At 28.0% G+C, this 21312-nt stretch carries 22 protein-coding genes, 1 other RNA gene and 1 pseudogene; 10 read left to right on the top strand and 14 right to left on the bottom strand.

Going from position 1 to position 21312, the window contains the following annotated elements; translation table 11 throughout:
* Positions 1-11 precede the first annotated feature (11 nt).
* Entirely contained in the window at positions 12-455 is a 444-nt protein-coding gene (locus CNZW441b_RS08070; RefSeq protein WP_243830438.1) for a GNAT family N-acetyltransferase, read from the bottom strand.
* A pseudogene (gene queC / locus CNZW441b_RS08075) lies at positions 441-1112 on the bottom strand (7-cyano-7-deazaguanine synthase QueC); the annotation flags it as partial. The pseudogene queC and the gene CNZW441b_RS08070, both read right to left, overlap by 15 nt.
* Before the next feature lie 197 nt (positions 1113-1309).
* Here queC and CNZW441b_RS00180 point away from each other — a divergent pair.
* Both CNZW441b_RS00180 and CNZW441b_RS00185 read left to right on the top strand, forming a co-directional pair.
* Positions 1310-2542, top strand: coding sequence for an HD domain-containing protein (locus CNZW441b_RS00180; protein WP_131165622.1), 1233 nt, complete (start codon positions 1310-1312; stop codon positions 2540-2542).
* 84 nt (positions 2543-2626) lie between these two features.
* On the top strand, positions 2627-3154 hold the full coding sequence (locus CNZW441b_RS00185) for a YagU family protein (RefSeq protein ID WP_131186434.1): 528 nt from the start codon (positions 2627-2629) through the stop codon (positions 3152-3154).
* A 3-nt stretch (positions 3155-3157) separates the two neighbouring features.
* On the opposite strand, the gene ffs is transcribed toward CNZW441b_RS00185, so the two are convergent.
* Positions 3158-3255: signal recognition particle sRNA small type (gene ffs, locus CNZW441b_RS00190), an RNA gene on the bottom strand.
* A gap of 178 nt (positions 3256-3433) precedes the next feature.
* Between ffs and CNZW441b_RS00195 the strand changes: the two genes are divergently transcribed.
* On the top strand, positions 3434-4141 hold the full coding sequence (locus CNZW441b_RS00195) for a bacteriohemerythrin (RefSeq protein ID WP_166683052.1): 708 nt from the start codon (positions 3434-3436) through the stop codon (positions 4139-4141).
* On the top strand, positions 4116-5909 hold the full coding sequence (locus CNZW441b_RS00200; RefSeq protein WP_131165619.1) for a flagellar assembly protein A: 1794 nt from the start codon (positions 4116-4118) through the stop codon (positions 5907-5909). The genes CNZW441b_RS00195 and CNZW441b_RS00200 overlap by 26 nt, the downstream gene beginning before the upstream one ends.
* Before the next feature lie 10 nt (positions 5910-5919).
* On the opposite strand, the gene CNZW441b_RS00205 is transcribed toward CNZW441b_RS00200, so the two are convergent.
* The 4 genes from CNZW441b_RS00205 to CNZW441b_RS00220 are packed head-to-tail and all read right to left on the bottom strand — an operon-like array spanning position 5920 to position 10654.
* On the bottom strand, positions 5920-7557 hold the full coding sequence (locus tag CNZW441b_RS00205; protein ID WP_216681403.1) for a flagellar hook protein FlgE: 1638 nt from the start codon (positions 7555-7557) through the stop codon (positions 5920-5922).
* 3 nt (positions 7558-7560) lie between these two features.
* Complete coding sequence (locus CNZW441b_RS00210) at positions 7561-8481, bottom strand: flagellar basal body rod modification protein (RefSeq protein ID WP_216681404.1); 921 nt, start codon at positions 8479-8481, stop codon at positions 7561-7563.
* Between the two features lie 53 nt (positions 8482-8534).
* Positions 8535-10322 carry a flagellar hook-length control protein FliK gene (locus tag CNZW441b_RS00215; RefSeq protein WP_216681405.1) on the bottom strand — a complete coding sequence of 596 codons (1788 nt, stop codon included), beginning with the start codon at positions 10320-10322 and terminating at the stop codon, positions 8535-8537.
* Between the two features lie 8 nt (positions 10323-10330).
* Positions 10331-10654, bottom strand: a complete 324-nt coding sequence (locus CNZW441b_RS00220) for a hypothetical protein (protein WP_131186431.1) — start codon at positions 10652-10654, stop codon at positions 10331-10333.
* 131 nt (positions 10655-10785) lie between these two features.
* Here CNZW441b_RS00220 and typA point away from each other — a divergent pair, with 131 nt between their 5' ends.
* The 3 genes from typA (at position 10786) to CNZW441b_RS00235 (ending at position 14422) form a co-directional block, all read left to right on the top strand.
* Positions 10786-12594: a translational GTPase TypA gene (typA, locus tag CNZW441b_RS00225; RefSeq protein WP_131163971.1), complete on the top strand. Its 1809-nt coding sequence runs from the start codon at positions 10786-10788 to the stop codon at positions 12592-12594.
* An 84-nt stretch (positions 12595-12678) separates the two neighbouring features.
* Entirely contained in the window at positions 12679-13320 is a 642-nt protein-coding gene (locus tag CNZW441b_RS00230) for a poly(A) polymerase (RefSeq protein WP_131163972.1), read from the top strand.
* A gap of 67 nt (positions 13321-13387) precedes the next feature.
* Entirely contained in the window at positions 13388-14422 is a 1035-nt protein-coding gene (locus CNZW441b_RS00235) for a c-type cytochrome (RefSeq protein WP_216681406.1), read from the top strand.
* A gap of 38 nt (positions 14423-14460) precedes the next feature.
* Here the strand turns inward: CNZW441b_RS00235 and CNZW441b_RS00240 are convergent, their stop codons facing one another.
* On the bottom strand, positions 14461-14877 hold the full coding sequence (locus tag CNZW441b_RS00240; protein ID WP_131163974.1) for a PepSY-like domain-containing protein: 417 nt from the start codon (positions 14875-14877) through the stop codon (positions 14461-14463).
* Between the two features lie 148 nt (positions 14878-15025).
* On the opposite strand from CNZW441b_RS00240, the gene exbB reads away from it, so the two are divergent.
* From exbB to CNZW441b_RS00255, 3 genes are read left to right on the top strand one after another with little or no spacing between them, the layout of a single operon-like run.
* Complete coding sequence (exbB, locus tag CNZW441b_RS00245; protein WP_131163975.1) at positions 15026-15460, top strand: TonB-system energizer ExbB; 435 nt, start codon at positions 15026-15028, stop codon at positions 15458-15460.
* Positions 15453-15845, top strand: coding sequence for a TonB system transport protein ExbD (exbD, locus tag CNZW441b_RS00250; protein WP_131163976.1), 393 nt, complete (start codon positions 15453-15455; stop codon positions 15843-15845). Before exbB ends, exbD begins: the two co-directional genes overlap by 8 nt.
* Positions 15838-16515 carry an energy transducer TonB gene (locus tag CNZW441b_RS00255; RefSeq protein ID WP_131163977.1) on the top strand — a complete coding sequence of 226 codons (678 nt, stop codon included), beginning with the start codon at positions 15838-15840 and terminating at the stop codon, positions 16513-16515. The genes exbD and CNZW441b_RS00255 overlap by 8 nt, the downstream gene beginning before the upstream one ends.
* 231 nt (positions 16516-16746) lie before the next feature.
* Here the strand turns inward: CNZW441b_RS00255 and mnmA are convergent, their stop codons facing one another.
* Genes mnmA through CNZW441b_RS00285 form a run of 6 tightly spaced genes read right to left on the bottom strand, consistent with a single transcriptional unit; the run spans position 16747 to position 21309 of the window.
* Positions 16747-17763 (bottom strand): tRNA 2-thiouridine(34) synthase MnmA, encoded by a 1017-nt coding sequence (gene mnmA / locus CNZW441b_RS00260; RefSeq protein WP_131163978.1) that lies wholly within the window; start codon positions 17761-17763, stop codon positions 16747-16749.
* Complete coding sequence (locus tag CNZW441b_RS00265) at positions 17760-18365, bottom strand: LOG family protein (protein ID WP_131163979.1); 606 nt, start codon at positions 18363-18365, stop codon at positions 17760-17762. Before CNZW441b_RS00265 ends, mnmA begins: the two co-directional genes overlap by 4 nt.
* Positions 18362-19198, bottom strand: coding sequence for a flagellar motor switch protein FliY (gene fliY / locus CNZW441b_RS00270; RefSeq protein ID WP_131165617.1), 837 nt, complete (start codon positions 19196-19198; stop codon positions 18362-18364). The genes CNZW441b_RS00265 and fliY overlap by 4 nt, the downstream gene beginning before the upstream one ends.
* Complete coding sequence (gene fliM, locus CNZW441b_RS00275; protein WP_131163981.1) at positions 19195-20280, bottom strand: flagellar motor switch protein FliM; 1086 nt, start codon at positions 20278-20280, stop codon at positions 19195-19197. The genes fliY and fliM overlap by 4 nt, the downstream gene beginning before the upstream one ends.
* Positions 20280-20972, bottom strand: coding sequence for an RNA polymerase sigma factor FliA (locus CNZW441b_RS00280; protein WP_187347518.1), 693 nt, complete (start codon positions 20970-20972; stop codon positions 20280-20282). The genes fliM and CNZW441b_RS00280 overlap by 1 nt, the downstream gene beginning before the upstream one ends.
* Positions 20953-21309, bottom strand: coding sequence for a hypothetical protein (locus CNZW441b_RS00285; RefSeq protein WP_131163983.1), 357 nt, complete (start codon positions 21307-21309; stop codon positions 20953-20955). The genes CNZW441b_RS00280 and CNZW441b_RS00285 overlap by 20 nt, the downstream gene beginning before the upstream one ends.
* Positions 21310-21312 lie beyond the last annotated feature (3 nt).

The following is a 21312-nucleotide window of genomic DNA, read 5'->3' on the forward strand; positions in this document are numbered from 1 at the left end:
CTAGGGTTTAATTATTCTAGTTCTAATTTTATTAATGTATAGCCAAAATCATCAACATATTCTTTGTTGCCCTTAAATCCCATTTTTTTATAAAATTTTATAGCATTTAAATTGTCTTTATTGACCTCAACTCTTTGGATATTAAAATCATTTAAAGCTTTTTTTATAAGTTTTTCTCCACATTTTTGGCGAAAATATTGAGGATCAATAAAAAGCATTTCTATAATATCATCATGAAACCCTAAAAAACCTACTAATTTTTTATTTTTATAATAGAATAAAAATTGAAGTTCTGTTAAATCAGCATTTTTTAGATAATCTTTTATGATATTAAAATTTTTTTCATCTAAAAAATGATGAGTGGCTAAAACACTTTTTTCCCAAATTTCAAGCAGAGATTTTCTTTCATTTTCATCTAGTTTTTTTAAATGTTTTATTTTATTTGAATAAGGGATTTTATCTTCAAGATTAGCATTATTAAAGCCTTTTAAACGAAGCAAACAACTATCGCATTCCCCGCAAGCTTCATTTTCGCTTTCATAACAAGACCAAGTTAATTCCAAAGGAATATTTTTTTTCAAAGCCAAAGAGATGATTTGTTCTTTTTTTAGGTTAATTAAAGGGGTTATAATTTCGACTTTATAATTTTTACTTGTTCCTTCATTAATAAATTCTTGTGCCTTTTTTATAAACTCGGTTGTGCAATCTGGGTATCCGCTATTATCCTCTTCAATTACCCCGATAAAAATGGCTTCACATTTTTCTTTTTCTGCCAAAGAACCTGCTATACTTAAAAAAATTCCATTTCTAAACGGTACATAGGTAATAGGTGAAGTATTGTTTAAGTGAAGTTCATTTTTAGGTATAGTTAAATTTGTATCAGTTAAGGCATTGCCTCCTATATCCTTTATAAAAGAAGTATCTAAAATATAGGATTTTTCCACTCCTAAATTTTTACAAATTTGTTTAAAACATTCTCTTTCTTTATTTTGCGTGCGTTGATTGTAATCAAAATGTAAGGCTACAACCTTAAAACCTTGTTCTTTTGCCAAATAAGCACATACAGTGCTATCCATTCCTCCACTTATGATGCAAAGTGCTTTTTTATCCATTTATATCCTTTTAATTAAAAAATATTGTGTACTTGTGTGTAAAATCATAGATTAAATTATATACTAATTATAATTTTTGATTTAATTATTATTGGCGTTTAAGTTGATAATAGATATAAAAAATGCTATTTTTGATTTAAATAATGTTTTTCAAATAAGAAAATGATAAAATCGCTTTAAAAAATGAAAGGATATGAATGATTAGTATAAATTTAATAGAACATATTTTTAAAGCTGCATCAATTAGCAGATGGAATGATTATCCAAGAATGACAAATTTAGTTGAACTTGATAAACAAGCGCATAAATTTATTATTGCTTATTTTATTGCCAAAATGGAGCAAGATGTTAATATGAGAGTTATTATTGAGGGTGGAATATTTGAATTTTTAAGTCGTGTTGTGGTGACTGATATACGCCCAGATGTTTATCATGAAATATTAAGACAAAAAAAAGATGAGATGAATAAATGGGTTTTAAATAAGATCGAACCTATGATAGGACATATTGAAAATGGAGAATTTTTAAAGCGTTTTGAAGAATATTTAAAGACCAATTCTTATCCTAAGGAAAAGTTGATTTTAAAAGCAGCATCTTATTTTGCAACAAAATGGGAGTTTAATATAGTTTATCAAACCTCATCTTTTTTAAATGATATAGAAGAAATTAAAAATAAAGTTGAAGAAGAATTAGAGGATTATTATGAGCTTATAGGAGTTAGAAAAATTGCCTTAAATCAAAAAATTGCTAAAATCATTGAGCTAAGTGGCAGACTTCGTTTTCAAAAACGTTGGGCTCAAACTCCTAGAATTCCAGAAACTGCTGTTTTGGGTCATATGCTTGTAGTGGCTATTTTGGGATATTTTTATTCTTTGGAAATAAAAGCTTGCAATAAAAGACTTGAAAATAATTTTTATTGTGCTTTATTTCACGATTTGCCAGAAAGTTTAACAAGAGATATTATAAGCCCTGTTAAATATGGAGTAGATGGACTTCATACTATTATCAATGATTATGAAATGAAACTTATCAATGAAAGGATTTTGCCTTTAATTCCTGAAAATTTAAGAGCTGAATTTGCTTATATTTTAGGTATAAGAGAAGGAAGAGATAATGAGGGAGCTTTTGTAAAGAATGAATTTGAAAATCGCACCTATAAAAATAAAATAGTTGAGCTTTGCAGTGGAAGTTTGGCTTCTTTTAATCAAGATGAATTTGGAGCTATTGATGGTAAAGCTTTAAAGCATTGTGATAAATTAGCAGCCTTTATAGAAGCAGGGCTTTCTATTAGCTATGGAGTTCGATCTAAAGAATTAGAAGATGGATTTAAAGATATGTTTGATTTTTTTAAGCAAAATAAATCTATAGATGGAGTAAATTTTTTAACAATTTGCGAGGAATTTAAACAATATTTTAGTTTAAATATTTAAGTTATTAAACATAATAAATTGGAATTTAATATATTTTAAATAAAAATATATTAAATTATTCAAAAATTTCATTAAGGGGTAAAAATGAAAGTTGATAACTTGACGCAAAAACATGTTGTTTTATCTTTTTTTATAGGGATTTTAGCTGGAGTTTTTGGTGCTATAGTTAAGTGGGGATGGGAAGTTCCTTTTCCTCCTAGAAATCCGAATTTTCCTTGGCCTTTAGATTCTTTGGAAAGAACTACTCCTCCTAAGATTTTTTTAGAACAACTTGGTTTGCCAACAGATCTAACTTATGTTTTTTCTGGAGTTGAGCTACCTCTTTCAATTTTTATTGTGCATATAGGATTTTCTGTTGTATTTGCTATAGCTTATTGTATGATAGCAGAGTATTATCCTCGCATTAAAATGTGGCAAGGCGCTGTTTTTGGTTTTTTTGTCTATCTTTTTGCTCATGTTATAGTTATGCCTTTGATAGCTGAAGTTCCACCGCTTTCACAAATTCCTTTAGATGAGCATATTTCTGAATTATTTGGTCATATAGTTTGGCTTTGGAGTATAGAAATAGTTCGTAGAGATATTAGAAATCGTATTACTAGGGAAATAGAATAAAACCTTTTCCCAGATGGCTGCGGCACATATAAAATTTAAGTGCTCTGCTGTATTCCTACCCTGAAGCGATGTTTAAATAAAATATTGCACAGGTCTGAAAAAAGGCGTAGTTATTATAGCATATTAGTCTTAAAAAGTTTTAAATATTAAAAGTTTCAAATGCTAAATGCGTATTTTTGTAACCCCCCCCCCCCGTGTAATTTTTTAAAAAAGGAATTTTTTTATTTTATTTTTATTTATTTTTTGTTAACGTCAGAAAAATTAGAAAAAAGGATAGCTATGGCTGGTATTGTTTGGTGTAGTGAGTATTCCATTAATGAAAAAAGTCTAGATAAACAACATCAAGAACTTTTTAAGATAGTTGATGAAATAGATGATTTTGTTAAAAAGGTTCAAAACAACTTTGAAAAAGAGGATAGGGATAATTTTAAAAGCATCATTTTTAAATTATTTAATTATATTAAATTTCATTTTAAGAATGAAGAAGAATTTATGGAAAAAATAAATTTTCCCTTTTTAGAAGAACATAGAAGAGTTCATAAAGAACTGGCAAATAAAACAAAAAATTTGTTATTGGTAAATGATATTGATATATCAAATGTTATAGAGCAATTATCTATATTAACAAAAAGTTGGATTTTAAATCATGTTTGTACTGAGGATATTTTAATAAACAATTATTTAACAAGGTTAATTTATACTGGAGAAATTCATTATACTTTGGAGCAGTATATTAATTTAAAAAAAATGATTGCAAATCAAGACATAGGAAAAGAATATCAATTTTTTTATATTTGCAATTGTGATTTGAAAATTCATAGAGTGCCACAAAGTATTCATGAAGAGCTTTTAAAGGAAAAAAGGTATTTTAGATGCCCTTCTTGTAAAGAAGCGTTATGTCTAAAAGAGAAAATTACAAACAAAGAAGAAACATTTGAATATTTTAAAAAAAGGTTTGAAAATGTCAAAATTAATAAAAACTTTTAATCCCTACGAGTCTTTAAAACAAGAACAAAACAAAACGTCTCAAGAGTTAGATTTTAAGATATTAAACTATAATACAATTTGTACAAATTTTAAAACTAGGAAAAAGAAAACTTATCAAGAAGAAGATTTAAATTTATTTTATTCTGATGAATTCTTTTTAGATGGCTTTCAAGATATAACTCAGGAATTTTTGATAGAAATGGTTCCAAAAAATTCAAAATTGTTTAAATTTTCTTTTAAAAGTGATAAAAATTTACTTTGTTTAAAAGCAAGTTTGGTGGTTTCTAGTAATTTAAGCTATTATACCGAGCTTAAAAATGATATTTTTCAAGAACTTTTTAAAGGTATGGTAAAATATAAAATTCTTATCATAAGATTGGATAGAAATTTAGACAATAATATTAATAATATTGTCCAAGCCATAAAACAAGGTTTTAAAGATAAAGAATATGAAATTATTATAAGTCGAGGGGTTGATACTCAAGAAGGAAAAATTGATGAGGTAAAATTTCATAGACATTTAGATGATAAGCTAGATCACTCTTATGATGAGAAGGATTATTGCAGACCTGTTCAAAAGGATGAGTTGCTTTTTGAATATGTTTTAAAAATAGAAGGTAAAAAAGGAAAGAATTTACAAGGAAAACCCATACTTCCAAAAGAAATTAAATTTTTAAATAACCCTTTTAAACTTAAAGATCAAAGTATATATGAGATCAATTTCAATGATAGGATAAAATACTACAGTGCAAAATATGGATTTTTGTTTCAAGATAATGAAGGTTATGGAATTTCAAATACATTAAAAGTTTCTCAGGTTGGACTTAAGACGACAGGAACAATCAAAACAGACTTAGATGAAGATGTTTGTGTCGAAATTGTTAATAATTCAATAGATGATGCTGTTAAATCAGGTATAGTAAATATTCAAACTTCTAAAGTAAAAATAAATGGCAATGTTGGATATACACAATTGCATGGTAAAACAATAATTATCCAAGGTGCTACACATGCAAAATCACAAATTTATGGAAGTGATGTTTTTATAAATATCCATAAGGGATTTTTGCAAGCAGATTGTGTTTATATTAAAAATTTAGAGCAAGGACATGTTAAGGCTAAGGATGTTTATATAGAAAAATGTTCTGGTGCAATTATAGAAGCTGATAATATTTTTATTAAAGATTGTTTAAAGGGTAATAAAATTTATCCTAGAAAAAAGCTTATTGTTGAAAATTGTATGAAAGATAATAATAAAATTTATTTTGAATATAGTGATATTGAAAAATCAAATAAAGAATTATTTAATTTTAAAGATTTAAGTGTAAAACTAGAACATTCTTTAAAAATAGTTCTTTTGAATTTAGAAAAAACTTATAAATATTTATTGAGTGAACAAACTAATTTTATTAATGCTAAAAAATGCAAACTTCTTTTAAGCGCTTATAGCGAAAAGTTAAATAAATATAATTTTTTGATTGAGCAGTATAAAGAATTGATAAATTTAAAATTTGAAATTAGTTCTAAGATTGATAAACTTAATGAAAAAATGGATGGAGTAAAAATACATATTTGCACAAATGCTAAAATAGATATTGGAAATTTTATTTGTTTTAATATAAACAAAGATGAACATAAATATAATTTAGTATCAAGTAATTTAAGTATAAGTTTTCAAAATCAAAACCCAACTATAAAAGAATGTGAAAAATATAGCGAAATTGAATTAAAAGAATTTAGTTCTGTTTTTGACTATTTAAAACAATGAAAAGATAAAATTATCTTTTCATATTTATAGCTTTTTGAATCATTTGATCACTTGTTGTAATACTTTTTGAACTTGCATCAAAAGCTTTTTGCATTACAATAAGGTTTGAAAGTTCTACACTTAAATCCACGTTAGACTGTTCTAGATATCCACCTTTAAATTTAGCAGTATTGACTAATTTTCCATCTTTCATTATAAAAGTAGGATCCCCACTGTTTGCTGTAGCTGCAAAAATATTATCTCCTATTGCTGCTAAACCTTGTTCGTTTATAAAGTTATAAAGAGCAAGTTTTCCAACAATACCATTTTTACCATTGCTAAATTGTGCAACTATACTTCCATCATCTGATATGCTATATTTCTCAAAAAATCCTTCAGCTACGCCATCTTGCTGTGTAAGTATATCTTTTTCTGTCCCTTGTTTAATGTAAATTCCACTATAACCTGAACCTGGTTTATTAGGATCATATGGGGTTCCTAGATCTATATTAATAGTTCCACCATTTGGATTTGCAATGCTTGTGATATTGTTTTGAAGCAAAGCCCCGTTTTTATCAAAAACCATATTTCCTTCAGTTGGATTACCTACTGCATTTCCATTAGAATCATAAATTTGTGCAATAGCTTTATATTGTATATTATCGCCTTCTTGTGGTAGAACTCTTTCGAGTGTAACCCTTAAAGTGCTTTTGCTTCCATCTGCATTGTATATAGGAGATTCTAGGATATCTTTATTGGCTTTTTGCTGTTCTGTTGAAATTTGCGCCGTATCAAGTTTGATGCTATTTTCATCTAAACCTTTTAAATCAAGTTCATTGCTTTTAAAATTTAAATTTTCATCTAAAGTTGCTTCAAAACTTGTCTTAACTCCATTATCATCTGTAAAATTTAAAATAATTCTATCACCTGCTTTAGCACTATATACATCTTCTTTGCTAACACTTCCGCTAACTATGTATTTTCCATCTTCAGTTTTTGTAATATTAAATTTATTAGGATCAAGATCTATTTTAACCACTTCTGTTGTTGTATTGGTATTTAAGCTTCCGCTCCATTTTACATTTTGAGTTACTTGAGGAGGCAGATACATATTTACAGGAACTTTAATAGCTCCTTGGGAAGTTGTTGTTCCCAAAGTAAAAGAATCATTTGATCCAATTGTAAAGCCATTATTTACAGGAGAGCCTGTATCAAGATAATCCCCCATAAGTCCAGCAACTCTGTCGCTATAGTTAATGCCTGTAAAGGCAGGATTCATTGTTCCTAAAACATAGTTTCCATAAGAATCCACAAGGTATCCATTAGCATCTCTTCTAAAAGATCCATTCCTTGTATAATAAGCCCCTCCATCTGATCCTAAAACCCCAAAAAAACCTTTTCCTTGTAGTGCCACATCAAATTCTCCTTCACTTGCGACAGGAGAGCCTTGAGAAAAATCTAATTTTGAAGAAGCTGAAGTTGAGCCATACCCGCCTTGTCCTGGGTTTGTAGATTGAGATGTAATAGTATTATAAAATACATCTTTAAATTCAGCGTTTGAGTTTTTAAAGCCTATGGTATTAACATTGGCTATATTATTAGCTGAAATATCTATACCAAAACTATTTGACTTTACTCCAGAAATTCCATTATAAAATGAGTTCATCATGGCTTAATGTCTCCACGTGCTATAAAAACTTTCTGGTTTTGAAAAATCAGAATCTACAGATTCTTCAGGATTTTCGTCTGGCTTACTTGGCTCATCTGGTTCTTCAGGATTTTCGTCTGGCTCACTTGGTGTTTGAGAACTTCCGCTTGAAGTTTTATATTCTGCAATTTCGGCAATATCATCAAATTTAACGTATTGACCCCCCATTTTAGCATAAGCAATTCCATCTATAAATTTAATAGCTTCTATAGGATATGAACCATAATTTGCTGTGATTTTCTCTCCATTTTTATTATTATAAACCACTTTAACGGTATACTCTCCATCTCCGGCATAAACCCCATCATTATTTCTACCTGGCCATTCTAAAGTAAAAAGTCCTTTTGAAACTTCTTTTCCCTCATTGCTTTTTTCTGAAAATACTAATTTGTTATTTTTATCATAAACTTCTAAAGTAATACCTTTATCATCGGAATCTTCAGGCAAATACATTTTAAGTGCAATAACTTCATCAGCACCAGTTAATTTAATAGTATTTGCATTAACTGTGGCCATTTTTCCTATAGCACCTACAGCAGAGATACTCATACCAGTGCTCATAGAATTTGAAAGTAGTTGCATAGTCTTAACCATTTGCTGCATAGTGTTATTAGTATTTTGTTGCATTTCTAGTGCAGCAAGTTGGGAAGTTTGAGTAAGCATTTTATCGCTATCCATAGGATCAGTTGGATCTTGATGTTGGAGCTCTATTAAAAGAAGTTTTAAGAATGCATCTTTATCCAAGGTAGCATTTGGATTGCTAACAATACCAGAGCTATTACTAGAGCTAGATGAATCATCGGTTTTAGTTGTTTTGTTGGTTGTGCTAGTATTAGCGGTATTTGTCCAATTAAGATTGCTATTCCAAGTTGTTGTTGACATCATAAAATCCTTTTTATATTAAGTATTTTTTAATTAAAAGCAAAAATCATTCCAATTTAGAAATATTTTGCTAAAACAAGTTCTAGATTAATTTTTTCCTCATTTTGGCCATCTAAAGCGTCTTTAAAACCATAACCGCTACGATTTTTTCCTTGATTTTGATTTTGATCTTTTTTTCCTTGATCGCTAAAATTCATTTCAAGTCCTGTAAATCCCATATTAACAAGAGAATTTTTAAACTCCGCCTGATTTTGGATAAAAAGATTCATAGCATTGGTATTAGAATTAAAATTAATGTGTAAATTGTTTCCTCTTTGAACTAAAGTTACTTCAACTTCTCCCAAATTAGACGGATTTAGGGTGATGCTAATTTTTGTAATAGGAGCTTTATACTGTTCTACAGCTTCTTTTAAATCTTGTGAAAAATATTGTAAGGTTTCTTTTGCATTTGTAGCATTTCTAGTTTGATTGTGATTGATTTTGCTTAATTCTTTAATCAAAGAATTTAAATCTTCAGAATTTTTTTCTATAGATTTTTCTTCTTTATTTTGATTATTCGAATTTTGGTTTAAATCTTTATTTTGATTATTATCAAAAGTAGAATTATTGTTTTTATTTAACTCTTTTGAAATTTTATCTGTTATATTTTCTGGATTGATTTTTTGATCAAGATTGACTTGTTTTAAATCTTTGTGATTTTCTTGTTTGAGATCTTTTTGATTAATATTTAATTCTTTTTGATTTGAACTAATGATTTGGGAATTTTTTATAGTTTCATTCTTATTGAAGTTATCATTTTTTACTATTTTTTCTTGTTTTATTGTTTCTTCTTGTTTAAGAATTTGTTCTTTTTTTTGGATCTCTTTAATTTTATTATCTAAATTTTTATCAGCTTCAGTTTTAATATCTTTTAAAGAATGTTCAGTTTTTTCTTGTTTGATTTCGGTTTTAATATCTTTTAACTCTTCTTTTATGTTTTCTTTTTTAGTTTCTTGATTTTGCAAAATATCATTTTTAATGTCTTTAATTTTTGTTTTTATGGTTTCATTTAAATCTTGCTCATTACTTTTTTTGCTTTCTTTTTTATCCTTAATTAAAAGATCAAGGTTTTTTAGGGTTTCAGAAAGCAAAGAATTTGTATTTTTTTCTTTGAGTTTGTTTTGCACTAAGGGTGATTTTGTGTTGGTGCTAGTGTTGCTTTCTTTATTTTTAATAAGATGAGTTATTTTATTATGAATAATTTCTTTAAAAACATTGTCAATAGAATTTTTAAAAAAATCTGCTTTATCTAAATTTGGAAAAGTGGCCTTTAGATCAAGTAAACGATCCACTTTTATATTTTTAACATTTAAGCCTAAATCTTTTGCTATATTTAACAGTTCGCTTAAATTATTTGCTTTTTTTAAAGCATTAAAATTAGCTTCTGTTTTAACAGTTTGTATTAATTGAGAGCTTAAATTCCCAAGCTTGATATCTGATGAATTAGCTTTTAGTTTATCAAGCATAGAAAGAATCTGCATAAAAGAGGCTGACTCAAAAATACTTATCTTATCATTTTCATCAAAAGCACCTTGCTGGAGCTTATTTAAAGCTTCATCAAGAACTTCTTTTTTACTGATTTTCATATTATCTGGTAAAAATTCATTGGTTTCTTCTATAGAATTAAGCAATGAATTTAAAAAATCTTCAGTATCTTCTTTGTTGCTTTCTTTTTGATTTTTTGTATCCTTAACCTCAGCATTTTTATTTTCTTTTATTTTGTCTGTTTTGCTAAAATTCGTTTTAGAATTATTGGAGCTAGAATTTAAATTTAATATATCATTTTGTGAGGTTAGGCTTGACATAACTATCCTTAATAATTTAAAAATTTACTTTTTTTAAGTACAGGAAATTTTTCTTTTAGAAAATCGCTATTATGAACTTTAATCATTTTGTTGCTTATTTCTGTAAGAATTTGTAATAACTCATTTAAATTATCAGCTTTTTGAATTTTTATAAAATTTTCATTGTGAGATAATAATTCTGTTAACTCGCCTGAAATTCTTGCCATTTTTTCATTTGTGTTTGATTTTAAAATTTCTAAAAGATTTAAAATTTCTAAAAGAGTATTATCTTTTTTAATTGTAATCTCAGGATTTAATCCTTCTAAAATTTCTTGATTTAATGGTTTTGACATTTTAATTTCCTTCAATTTTGGTTTTACATGATTGAACAAAGCAACAAGTGTTCCAATTTTTAATTTTTAATTTTTAAGTATTTTTTATATATAATTTTTATTTTTTAAATTTTGAAGCTTTGGAGAAAATTTTGGAAAATATTAGAAATATTGCAGTTATTGCTCACGTTGATCATGGTAAAACTACAATGGTTGATGAATTGCTTAAACAATCAGGGACTTTTAGCGATAGAGAGCAAATTTCAGAACGTGTGATGGATAGCAATGATATAGAAAAAGAAAGAGGTATTACTATACTTTCTAAAAATACTGCTATTAATTATAAGGGAACTAAGATAAATATTATTGATACTCCAGGTCATGCTGATTTTGGTGGAGAAGTAGAGCGTGTTTTAAAAATGATAGATGGGGTTTTACTTTTGGTTGATGCGCAAGAAGGAGTTATGCCTCAAACTAAATTTGTAGTTAAAAAAGCTTTATCTTTAGGTCTTAAGCCTATAGTAGTGATCAATAAAATTGATAAACCAGCCGCTGATCCTGAGCGTGTGATCAATGAAATTTTTGATCTTTTTGTAGCTTTAGATGCAAATGATGAGCAACTTGATTTTGCTATAGTTTATGCAGCAGCAAAAAATGGTTATGCAAAACTTGATTTAAATGATACAAGTGATAATATGGAACCCCTTTTTAAAACAATCTTAGAGCGTGTTCCTGCTCCAAGTGGAAATAATGAAAATCCTTTACAGCTTCAAGTTTTTACATTAGGCTATGATAATTTTGTGGGCAAAATAGGAATTGCAAGAATTTTTAATGGAAGTGTGAAAAAAAATCAAAGTGTAATGCTTGCAAAAGCTGATGGAACTAAAGTAAATGGAAGAATTTCAAAACTTATAGGTTTTATGGGTTTAGAAAAAATGGATATTGATGAAGCACAAAGTGGTGATATAGTGGCTATTGCTGGTTTTGAAGCTTTAGATGTAGGAGATAGTATTGTAGATCCTAATAACCCTATGCCTCTTGATCCTTTGCATATAGAAGAGCCAACTTTGAGTATAGTTTTTTCTGTCAATGATGGCCCATTAGCAGGAACCGAAGGCAAACATGTTACCTCGAATAAAATTGCAGAACGTCTAGAAGCTGAAATGAAAACAAATATTGCCATGAAATATGAAAATAGTGGCGAAGGAAAATTTAAAGTAAGCGGTAGAGGCGAGCTTCAAATCACTATTTTGGCTGAAAATATGCGTCGTGAAGGTTTTGAGTTTTGTATGGGAAGGCCCGAAGTTATTGTAAAGGTTGAAAATGGAGTTAAAACAGAGCCTTTTGAACATTTAGTTATAGACGTGCCAGATGAATTTAGCGGGGCTGTGATAGAAAAACTTGGCAAAAGAAAAGCTGAAATGAAAACTATGGTGCCAACAGGAGATGGACAAACGCGATTAGAATTTGAAATTCCAGCACGTGGACTTATAGGTTTTAGGAGTCAATTTTTAACAGATACCAAGGGCGAAGGAATAATGAATCATAGTTTTTTAGAGTTTCGTCCTTTTGGTGGTACAGTTGAAAAGCGAAATAATGGAGCATTAATTTCTATGGAAAATGGTGTTGCTTTAGGGTATTCTCTTTTTAATTTACAAGATAGAGGTGTGCTTTTTATTGATCCTCAAACTAAGGTTTATACAGGTATGATTATAGGAGAACACTCACGTCCTAATGATTTGGATGTAAATCCTATTAAAGGGAAAAATCTTACCAATGTTAGAGCAAGTGGAAGCGATGATGCTATCAAGCTTGTACCTCCTAGAAAATTAAGTCTAGAAAGGGCTTTAGAGTGGATAGAAGAAGATGAGCTTGTTGAGGTTACCCCGCAAAATATTCGTGTGCGTAAACGTTATCTTGATCCAACTCAAAGAAAAAGAATGGAAAAAGCAAAATCTTAAAATTAGATTTTGCTTTTATAAAATTTTAAATTTGAAATTTTTCTAAAAAAGTTTATCATCATAGTTTTAAATTTAGGATAGCGAATGCAGGATTTGGAAAATCAAAGAGTTTTTATTATAAAGCGTTTGGCTATTTTAAAATTTTTAAGCATTATAGAGGCTTTTCTTGTTGGATTTTTAGCTTTTGTTTTTACTAAAGATTTGCTTATAGCTTTAATTTTGGCTATTTTTGCCGGAATTTTTTTCTTTCGTTTTGCAAGTAGAAAACTTAAAAAAAGTCAAAAAGAACTAGAAATTAATATCCTAAGGTCATTTTTATATCGTTTTAAAGCAAAATTCAAACAAACTGGAATTAATCAAAAAGAATTTGAAGCTTTGGGTTTAAGCGAAACATTAAGCGAATTTAAGAGCTTTAATACTTTCGAATTTAAAGATTTTATTATTTATGATTTGCAATTTATAGATGAAAGGAAGCGTTATTTTTGTGGTATTTTAATTGAATTTTTAAAAATAAATGAGAAAACTTATTTTGATAATGAAGAAAAAATTTATACTAAATTGCAGGATAAATTTTTTAGTGTTGAGTTCTGTTTTGGAAAAGAAAAGAACTATTTAATTTCTACTTTAACAAGTCCGTTTTTTATTGATTTTAAACAAACTGTAGAACATAATTTAAAAAATTTGGAAAAAAATCTACAAATAATTAAAAATAAATTTTTAAATTAATTTTTTGTTTTTAATTAAACTTTTAATTTGCTAAAATGGTTCTAATGTTATAAAAGGAGTTTTAGTAATGAAAAAAATATTTTTAATTTTTGTGTTGATTTGTTTGGCTAATGCTAAAAATTTTAAAGATTATAATATTGGAGAAGAGCTTAACGACAAGCAAGGTGTTAAGTATTTTGAAGAATTTTCTAAAAGACCTATACAACAATGGCCAATTAAAAATTTAAGCATTGATGATGTGCCAAAAGGAGAAGAGGGAAAATTAATTCGTTATGGCATACAACTTTTAAGCAAAACAGAAAGTACATTAGGACCTAAAGGGAAGCTTAAAATGACTAATAATGAGGTTAATTGTATAGCTTGCCATATGGATGATAATAATGGTTTGCCTGGCACTAAAAAATATGTTATTCCTTTTTTAAATGTTATAAATAATTATCCAAAGCTTGATATAGAAACAATGAAGATTATTTCTTTAGAGGATAGGATTCGTGGTATGGGCGGAACAGATTCTCATAAATTCCCTGATGATTCTAAAGAAATGAAAGCAATTTTAGCTTATTTTAAATGGCTTAAAAAAGCTTATGGAATTAAAGATGGGGTAAGACTTGAGGGAGATTTTTTTGCTAAAATGAAATTTCCTAATCGCCCAGCCAATCCTGTGCGTGGAAAAAAACTTTTTGAAGAAAATTGTATGGCTTGTCATGGCGAAAATGGATTAGGGATTAAAAATGAAAACTATGCACAAGGTGGAGGTCATCTTTATCCGTCGTTGCTCATTTATCCTGATGGAGGACATATGTCTATGATACCTTTTTTAGCAAGATTTTTAAAGTCGGCTATGCCTTATAGCGCAAGCTATGATAATCCTATTTTAAGTGATGATGATGCGCTTGATATTGCAGCTTATGTGAATACAGGTTTTGTAAGAATGCCAATTGTAACAACTGAAAATCGCGCAGGGCTTGATACTGCTTATAGTAAATCCCCTTCTTTAAAACCAGAATATTTTGCATCACCACAGCAGAATTTAGATCCAAAAGAATATATAAAAGTTAAATATGGACCTTGGAAGAATCCAAACTACTTTCCAGGAGAATGATTTGGATTGAAAAGCTTGTTTAAAAAACAAGCTTTATTTTAATCATCAAATTTTTGTCCTAAAATATTTCCATTTATATCTGTATAAACTTTCATATTATTATTAAATTTAAATTTATAACCGTTAATTTCTTTGCTTACTTCTATAATTTGTGCATTTGCTTGAGAAGCTTGAACTTTAGAAATTAAATTAGTAGGTAAAAATCCAGTTGGTATAGCTTTATAATTGCCATCAATTTCTTTCCATTCTCCATTTATGATAAAATCAATTTCTGTACCATCATTTAAAGTAACATCAAAAGAGTCAATATCTTTTTTTACAAGAGCTATTTGAGTTCCTTTAAAATAAGTTTGGATAAATTTTTGAGCATTTTGAGGTAAAGAATCAACTGAAACAACCATATCAGCGTAAAGTAATGCTGCAAAAGCTAAAATTGCAAAAAATATTTTTTTCATATTAAACTCCTTAAAAATTAATTTAAATGAATTGTAATAATAAATTGTGAAGTGAGTATAAAAATTTTTTAAATAAATTTGATAATAGATATTAATTTTAAATTCAGAGTTCTTTTAATATAATCGTAAACTACATTTGGAGTTTTTTATGGAATTTTTAAAAAATTATATAGATTTAATTATTTTTGTAGTTTTAGGTTTTATGGCTTTTATAGCATTTTGGTGTGTCGTAGAAAGAATATTGTTTTTTAAAAAACTTAATTTTAAAGATTATAAAAATCAAGAAAAATTTGATGATGCAATAAGTGAAAATTTGACAACACTTTATATTATTTATTCTAATGCCCCTTATATAGGACTTTTAGGAACTGTTATAGGTATAATGATAACCTTTTATGAAATGGGTTTGGCTGGTAATATAGATGTAAAATCCATAGTTATAGGACTTTCATTAGCGCTTAAAGCAACAGCTTTAGGACTTTTAGTGGCTATTCCTGTTTTAATTGCTTATAATGCTTTATTGCGCAAAGTATCGCTTCTTAGCAATTCTTTTAGAATTTCTAATGAGAATAAAGATGATTAAGCTTCCAAAAAATGAAGGGTTAAATATAGTCCCTTTTATTGATATTATGCTTGTTTTACTTGCTATAATTTTAAGTATTTCTACTTTTATAGCGCAAGGAAGTATAAAAATTAATCTCCCATCAAGTCAAAGCAGTATAAATATGAGTGAAAAAGAAGAAAAAATTTCTATTAGTATTGATGCACAAAATATTTTTTATGTCGATGATAAAAAGATAAGCTTAGATGAGCTTAAACATACTATTGATAATTTAAATCCTAAAACTATAGTGGAGCTAAAAAGCGATAAAGATTCAAAATTTGAAAGCTTTGTAAAAGTTATTGATTTATTAAAAGCTAAAAAGCACGAAAATTTTCAAATTTTAACTGAGAAAAAAAATGACTAATATATTAAAAAATCATAAATTTCAAGCTTTTTATATTTCTTTTTTATTTTTTTTGCCTTTATTATTTTTTTTATTTTCTAGTGTTACTTTGTTTAAAATAGAATTTAAGAGTCAAGAGGCATTTTCTCTCTCAATGAAACAGTTTGCTATTTCTAGTCCATCTCAAGATAATACCATAAAACAAGAAAAACAAAATGTTCCAATTTTGCCAATTTTACCTATAAAAGAAAAAGTAATCAAAACCCAAAAAATAAAAAAATACAAAAAAAAGCCTATTGTAAACGAAAAATTACACAAATCTAATGAAGTTGTTAAATCTAAAGAATTTAATAATTTAAATTCCAATCAAGCTGTAAATCAAAAAACAGAAACAGAAAGTATAAATTTTGGCGATAATCATCCTTTTTTACAAGAAATTAAAAAGGCTATACAAGATTCTTTGGTTTATCCAAGACAAGCAATTAAAATGCGTATGATGGGTATAGTTTTAATTGAGTTTTTATGGAAACAGGAGGGAAAATTAGAGTATTTAAAAATTATGCAAAGTTCAGGATATAAATTATTAGACGAAAGTGCTTTAAAAACTATACAGTTAGCGTCTAAAAATTTCCCAAAATATAGTAAAAATATTAAGATTTTAATACCAATTAATTATCAACTTAAAAATTGATCATTTTATGATCGTGATTAGAGTTTATTTTTTTTGCTTAGTTTTATTTTGTTAAATTTTTCATTTCTTGCAAGAAGGAAATCATTTAATCTAGTTCGTAGCTTTTTTATTGCTTTGTTAAAAAATATAAAATACAGTCCAAAATATATGTTTTGTCATAGGTAGTTTAAAAATATTTTCAAATGATGATTGTAATTATCTATTTGTTTAAGATAATTACAAAATATAAACTTATTCTATGAAACCACTAGCTATAACTTTATCATTATCATAAAATACAGCCATTTGACCGCTTGCTAAACCATAAACTGGCTCATTTAAAATGATATTAGCGCTTTTATCATCATTAATAACTACTTTACAAGGTGTTGATTTAGATCGGTAGCGGATTTTTACTTCACAGTCGAGTTCTTTAGCATCTATAAAAAGATTAATATTTTTTAAATTAAATTTATTAACTTTAAGCTCTTCTTTAGTTCCCACTACAATTTGATTTTCTTTTGGATTTATTTTTAAAACAAAATGAGGCTCATGTGCTCCACGCACTTCAAATCCCCTTCTTTTTCCTATGGTATAGTGCATATAACCTTCATGTTTTCCTATAACTTTTCCATCGCTATTTAAAACTTCTCCTGGTATTTTTGTATCCATAAATTGATCTAAAACTTTGATATAAGTATCTTCAACGAAACAAATTTCTGAACTTTCTTTTTGAGTAGCAAAAGATTTTAATTCTTTTATGGTAGAAGCAAAAGCTTTAACATCTTCTTTTTTCATCTCTCCAAGTGGAAAAATAAGGTATTTTAAAGCTTCTTTATCGGCATTTGCCAAAAAATAACTCTGATCTTTGCTTTCATCAAAAGCTACTTTGATATATCCATTTTCAAGTCTTGCATAATGTCCTGTGGCAAGTTTTTCACAGCCTAAACTTTTAGCAAATTCTAAAAGTTTTCCAAGTTTGATAAAACGATTACATAAAGCACAAGGATTAGGAGTTTTTCCTTCTTTATAGGTATTAACAAAAGGCATATATACTTTATTTTTAAAATCTTCTTGTAAGTCTAAAATATGATAAGGGATTTGTAAAAAATCTGCTACTTTTTGAACTTTTTTTATATTTTCTTCATGATAATTTGGTTTTCCGTGAAGTTTCATATAGCATCCTATAACTTCATGACCTAAATTTTTAAGTTTATAGGCAGTTACTGAGCTATCAACTCCTCCGCTCATTGCGACTAGAATTTTCATAATTGTTCCTTTAAAGTTTGAATGATAAAATCTAAGTCGTCAGTGATTTTATACTTTAACTCATCTCCTTTTGTGATAAGATTATATTCAAGCAAAGAATTTCTGACGAATTCATCAAAGCTATGCCAAAAATCTTTCCCAAATAAAATAATAGGAACATTTTCTTTAAATTTAAGTTGTTTTAGTGTGATAATTTCACATAACTCATCTAAAGTTCCAAAGCCGCCTGGGAAGATCACAAAAGCTAGACTCTTTTGAATAAGAGCCATTTTGCGTATGGCTAAGCTCTTAAAAGTGATATTATACTCTATAAAATCATTAAGTTTTTGTTCAAAGGGTAAAAAAATATTAAAACCTACAGATTGTATGGAAGTTTTATTATTTTTATTTTTAAAAGCACCTTCATTTGCTGCTTTCATAATTCCCCCACCTCCGCCACTGATAACGCAAAAATCATTTTCAACACATTTTTTTGCTAACTCTTTGGCTTTTTTATAATAAATGCTATCCTCTTTTAATCTTGCTGAACCAAAAAAAGTAACAGCTTTTGGAAAATCAGGGATATTTTCAAATTTTTCTATATCAAGTTTTACATTTTTCATTTAAGTTGTTCTAATCTTTCTTTTTTGCTTCCAATTTCAGTTACTTGAACTCCAAAATTCCCATCAACTATAACAACTTCTCCATAAGCAATTCTTTTTTCTCCAATTAAAATTTCTAAGGGATCATTGGCTAATTGATTAAGCTCTACAACAGAACCTATATCCATGGTTAAAACATCTTTTAAAAGCATTTTTTTATTTCCTATACGCACACGAACAGGAAGCCTTACATCCATAATAAGATTTATATTTCTAAGCTCTTCGCTTAATGCAATTTTTTTATCATTATCTTTAGCATCGCTATTATTGCTGGTATTGTCATCTTCTTTTTGTGTAAGTAAATTATAAAAATTTTTATCCATTACTAAAGAAATTTGTTCATTTAAATCTTCTATTTTTACATCATAAAGATAAATTTTAATAAAATCTTTAAGCTCGGGTTGCTCAGAGCTAAATTTGCAAGAGTTAAAATTAAATTCTATTTTAGGAATTTCTTTTTGGGCTCCTAAACTTGTAGAAAAAGCAGAAATAATATTTTGTATCGCTTCTTTAGCTGCATCCATTTCGTCATCACCAAGTTGATCATTTTTGGTAATTTCTTCTTCTCCCATCATCCATTCACCAATAGCACTCATTAAAACAGCACTAGCTAAAATTCCTATTTTACCTGTTGGATTTATATTAAAATCTACATAAACCAAAGGAGGCTTTAGCGTATCTTGGGTTGAAATATCAAATTCTTTATATTCACTAAATTCAGCACTTTTACCTGTTAAGCCTTCTATTGTGCTTATACATTCATTTGTAAATAGCTTTAAAAATTCATTAATCATATTTCATCCTCCTCCTCTTGAGTTTCTTCTTGATCATAAACGTTGGCTTTTGCTTTTCTTTCTTCTTCATATTTTTCAAGAATTTCTTTAATTTCGTCTTTGTCGGTTCTAATAAGTTCTAAGATTTTAATCGATTTTCTAAAACGATGTAAGCCAATTTGTGCTAAAAAAACTTCTTTTTTATCAATACAAACTATGGCTTTATCATCAGCTTCTCTATCAAGGCGTAAAATATCTCCTTGATTAAGCTCTAAAAATTCATGCACACTAATTAAAGTCTTTCCTAAAATAGCCTCGTAAACAACTTCGGCACGACCAATGAGAGTTTTTAGTTCTTTATTACGAGATTTTTTAGCTGAGGTTTCTCCCATCATTATATCACGATTTGCTAAGCGAGAAAGAATAGATTCTAAATGTACAACCGGATAGCAAATGTTTACCATGCCGCTTGAATTTCCTATGATAATTTCCATTACAACCATAATGACGATTTCGTTTTGAGAAACTATTTGGACTACATTCGGACTTGATTCCTTTGCTTCAATACTAGGATAAATTTCAGTAACACTTGCCCAACTTTCTTTGAGTCTTTGCATAATAATACGCAAAATAGAATCCAATAAATTAAGTTCTATATCTGTGAGTTCGCGCGAGGCCTCATAGCTATCACCCTGACCTCCTAAAAGCCTATCGATCATTGGAAAGGCGATACTTGGGTTAATTTCTAAAACACAGTTACCATCTAAAGGTTTAATGGAAAAAACATTAAAGCTTGTAGGACTTGGTAAAGACATTAAAAATTCACCATAAGTCATTTGATCAACTGAATGCAGTTTAGTTTCTACTATGCTTCTCATCATAGATGAAATTTGAGAGGCAAGATTTCTTGCGAGTTTGTCGTGGATACCTTTAATGGTTCTTAATTGTTCTTTAGAAACCCTATTAGGTCTTTTAAAGTCGTAAACGACTATATTTCTTTCTTCTTTATCGTCTTTATTGTTGGAGGATACTGGCGTATCTGTGTTATCATCTACAACTTCAAGTAAAGCATCAATTTCTTCTTGAGAAAGTATTTCAGCCATTAAGAAAGCCTTTCTCTTATTTTTTTAAGAAGTTTTTTGTGAATTTGAGAAATTCTGCTTTCGCTTATTTGTAAAATTTCGCTTATTTCTTTAAGATTAAGTTCTTCATAATAATAAAGCTGAATGATGAGTTGATCACGTTCTTTTAAATCTTCTAGAATTTCATTAATTTTTTCTAAAAGCTCATCTTTTTCAATTTTTTCTAAAGTATTATCTTCATTATAAAGCTCTATTTGTTCATCTAAAGGAAGAGTATAGCTTATTGCATGAGCTGTTCTTACTTCTCTGACTTTTTCTATATCAAGGTCTAGTTTTTTAGCCAAATACTCATCATCAGGTTCGCTTTCGTATTCTTGATAATATTCATCTATGAGATTATCAATACTTTTAATAATTTTTCTGTTATTACGACTCATTACATCTAAGCTTCTTAAATAATCAAGCATGGATCCATTAACTCTTTTTCTTGCAAAACCCCAAAAATTATCATTTTGTTCTTTATCGTATCTGCGCGAGAGTTTAATCATTTCTTCAACACCAGTGCTAATTAAATCATTAACATCTATGCTTGAAGGGAGTTTTTCTTTAAGTTTAAAAGCCATAGCACGCAAAGCGGGCATATAAGCTACAACAAGATCATCTTGTTCTTTTTTGATCATTTGTTCATAGGCTTTAGGCGGCTTTTTTAGCATTTTTGTTTCTTTCTTTTGGGTCATTCTTTTTAAGACTTTCTCTTTCTTGATTAAGCTTCTCCAAAATTATATCCATTTTTTTCTCACGAATGATTAAATCATTAATAATATTATTACTAGTTTTTTCATAATCATTTTTATTAAAAATACGACCACTAATTTTTTTGATATCTATAAAATTCATTATAGCAATATGTGCAAAAATATAAAAAGCAAAAGTAATAAAGCATGTAAACAAAATAATATCAAAAGCTTCATCTACACTAATAACGCTAAATGAAAGTCCTATAAAGAAACCGCAAACAGTAAAAAATGCTACGTAATTTTCAGCTCTCATATT

The sequence above is a fragment of the Campylobacter novaezeelandiae genome, from assembly GCF_018968685.1.
GTDB classification, from domain to species: Bacteria; Campylobacterota; Campylobacteria; order Campylobacterales; family Campylobacteraceae; genus Campylobacter_D; species Campylobacter_D novaezeelandiae.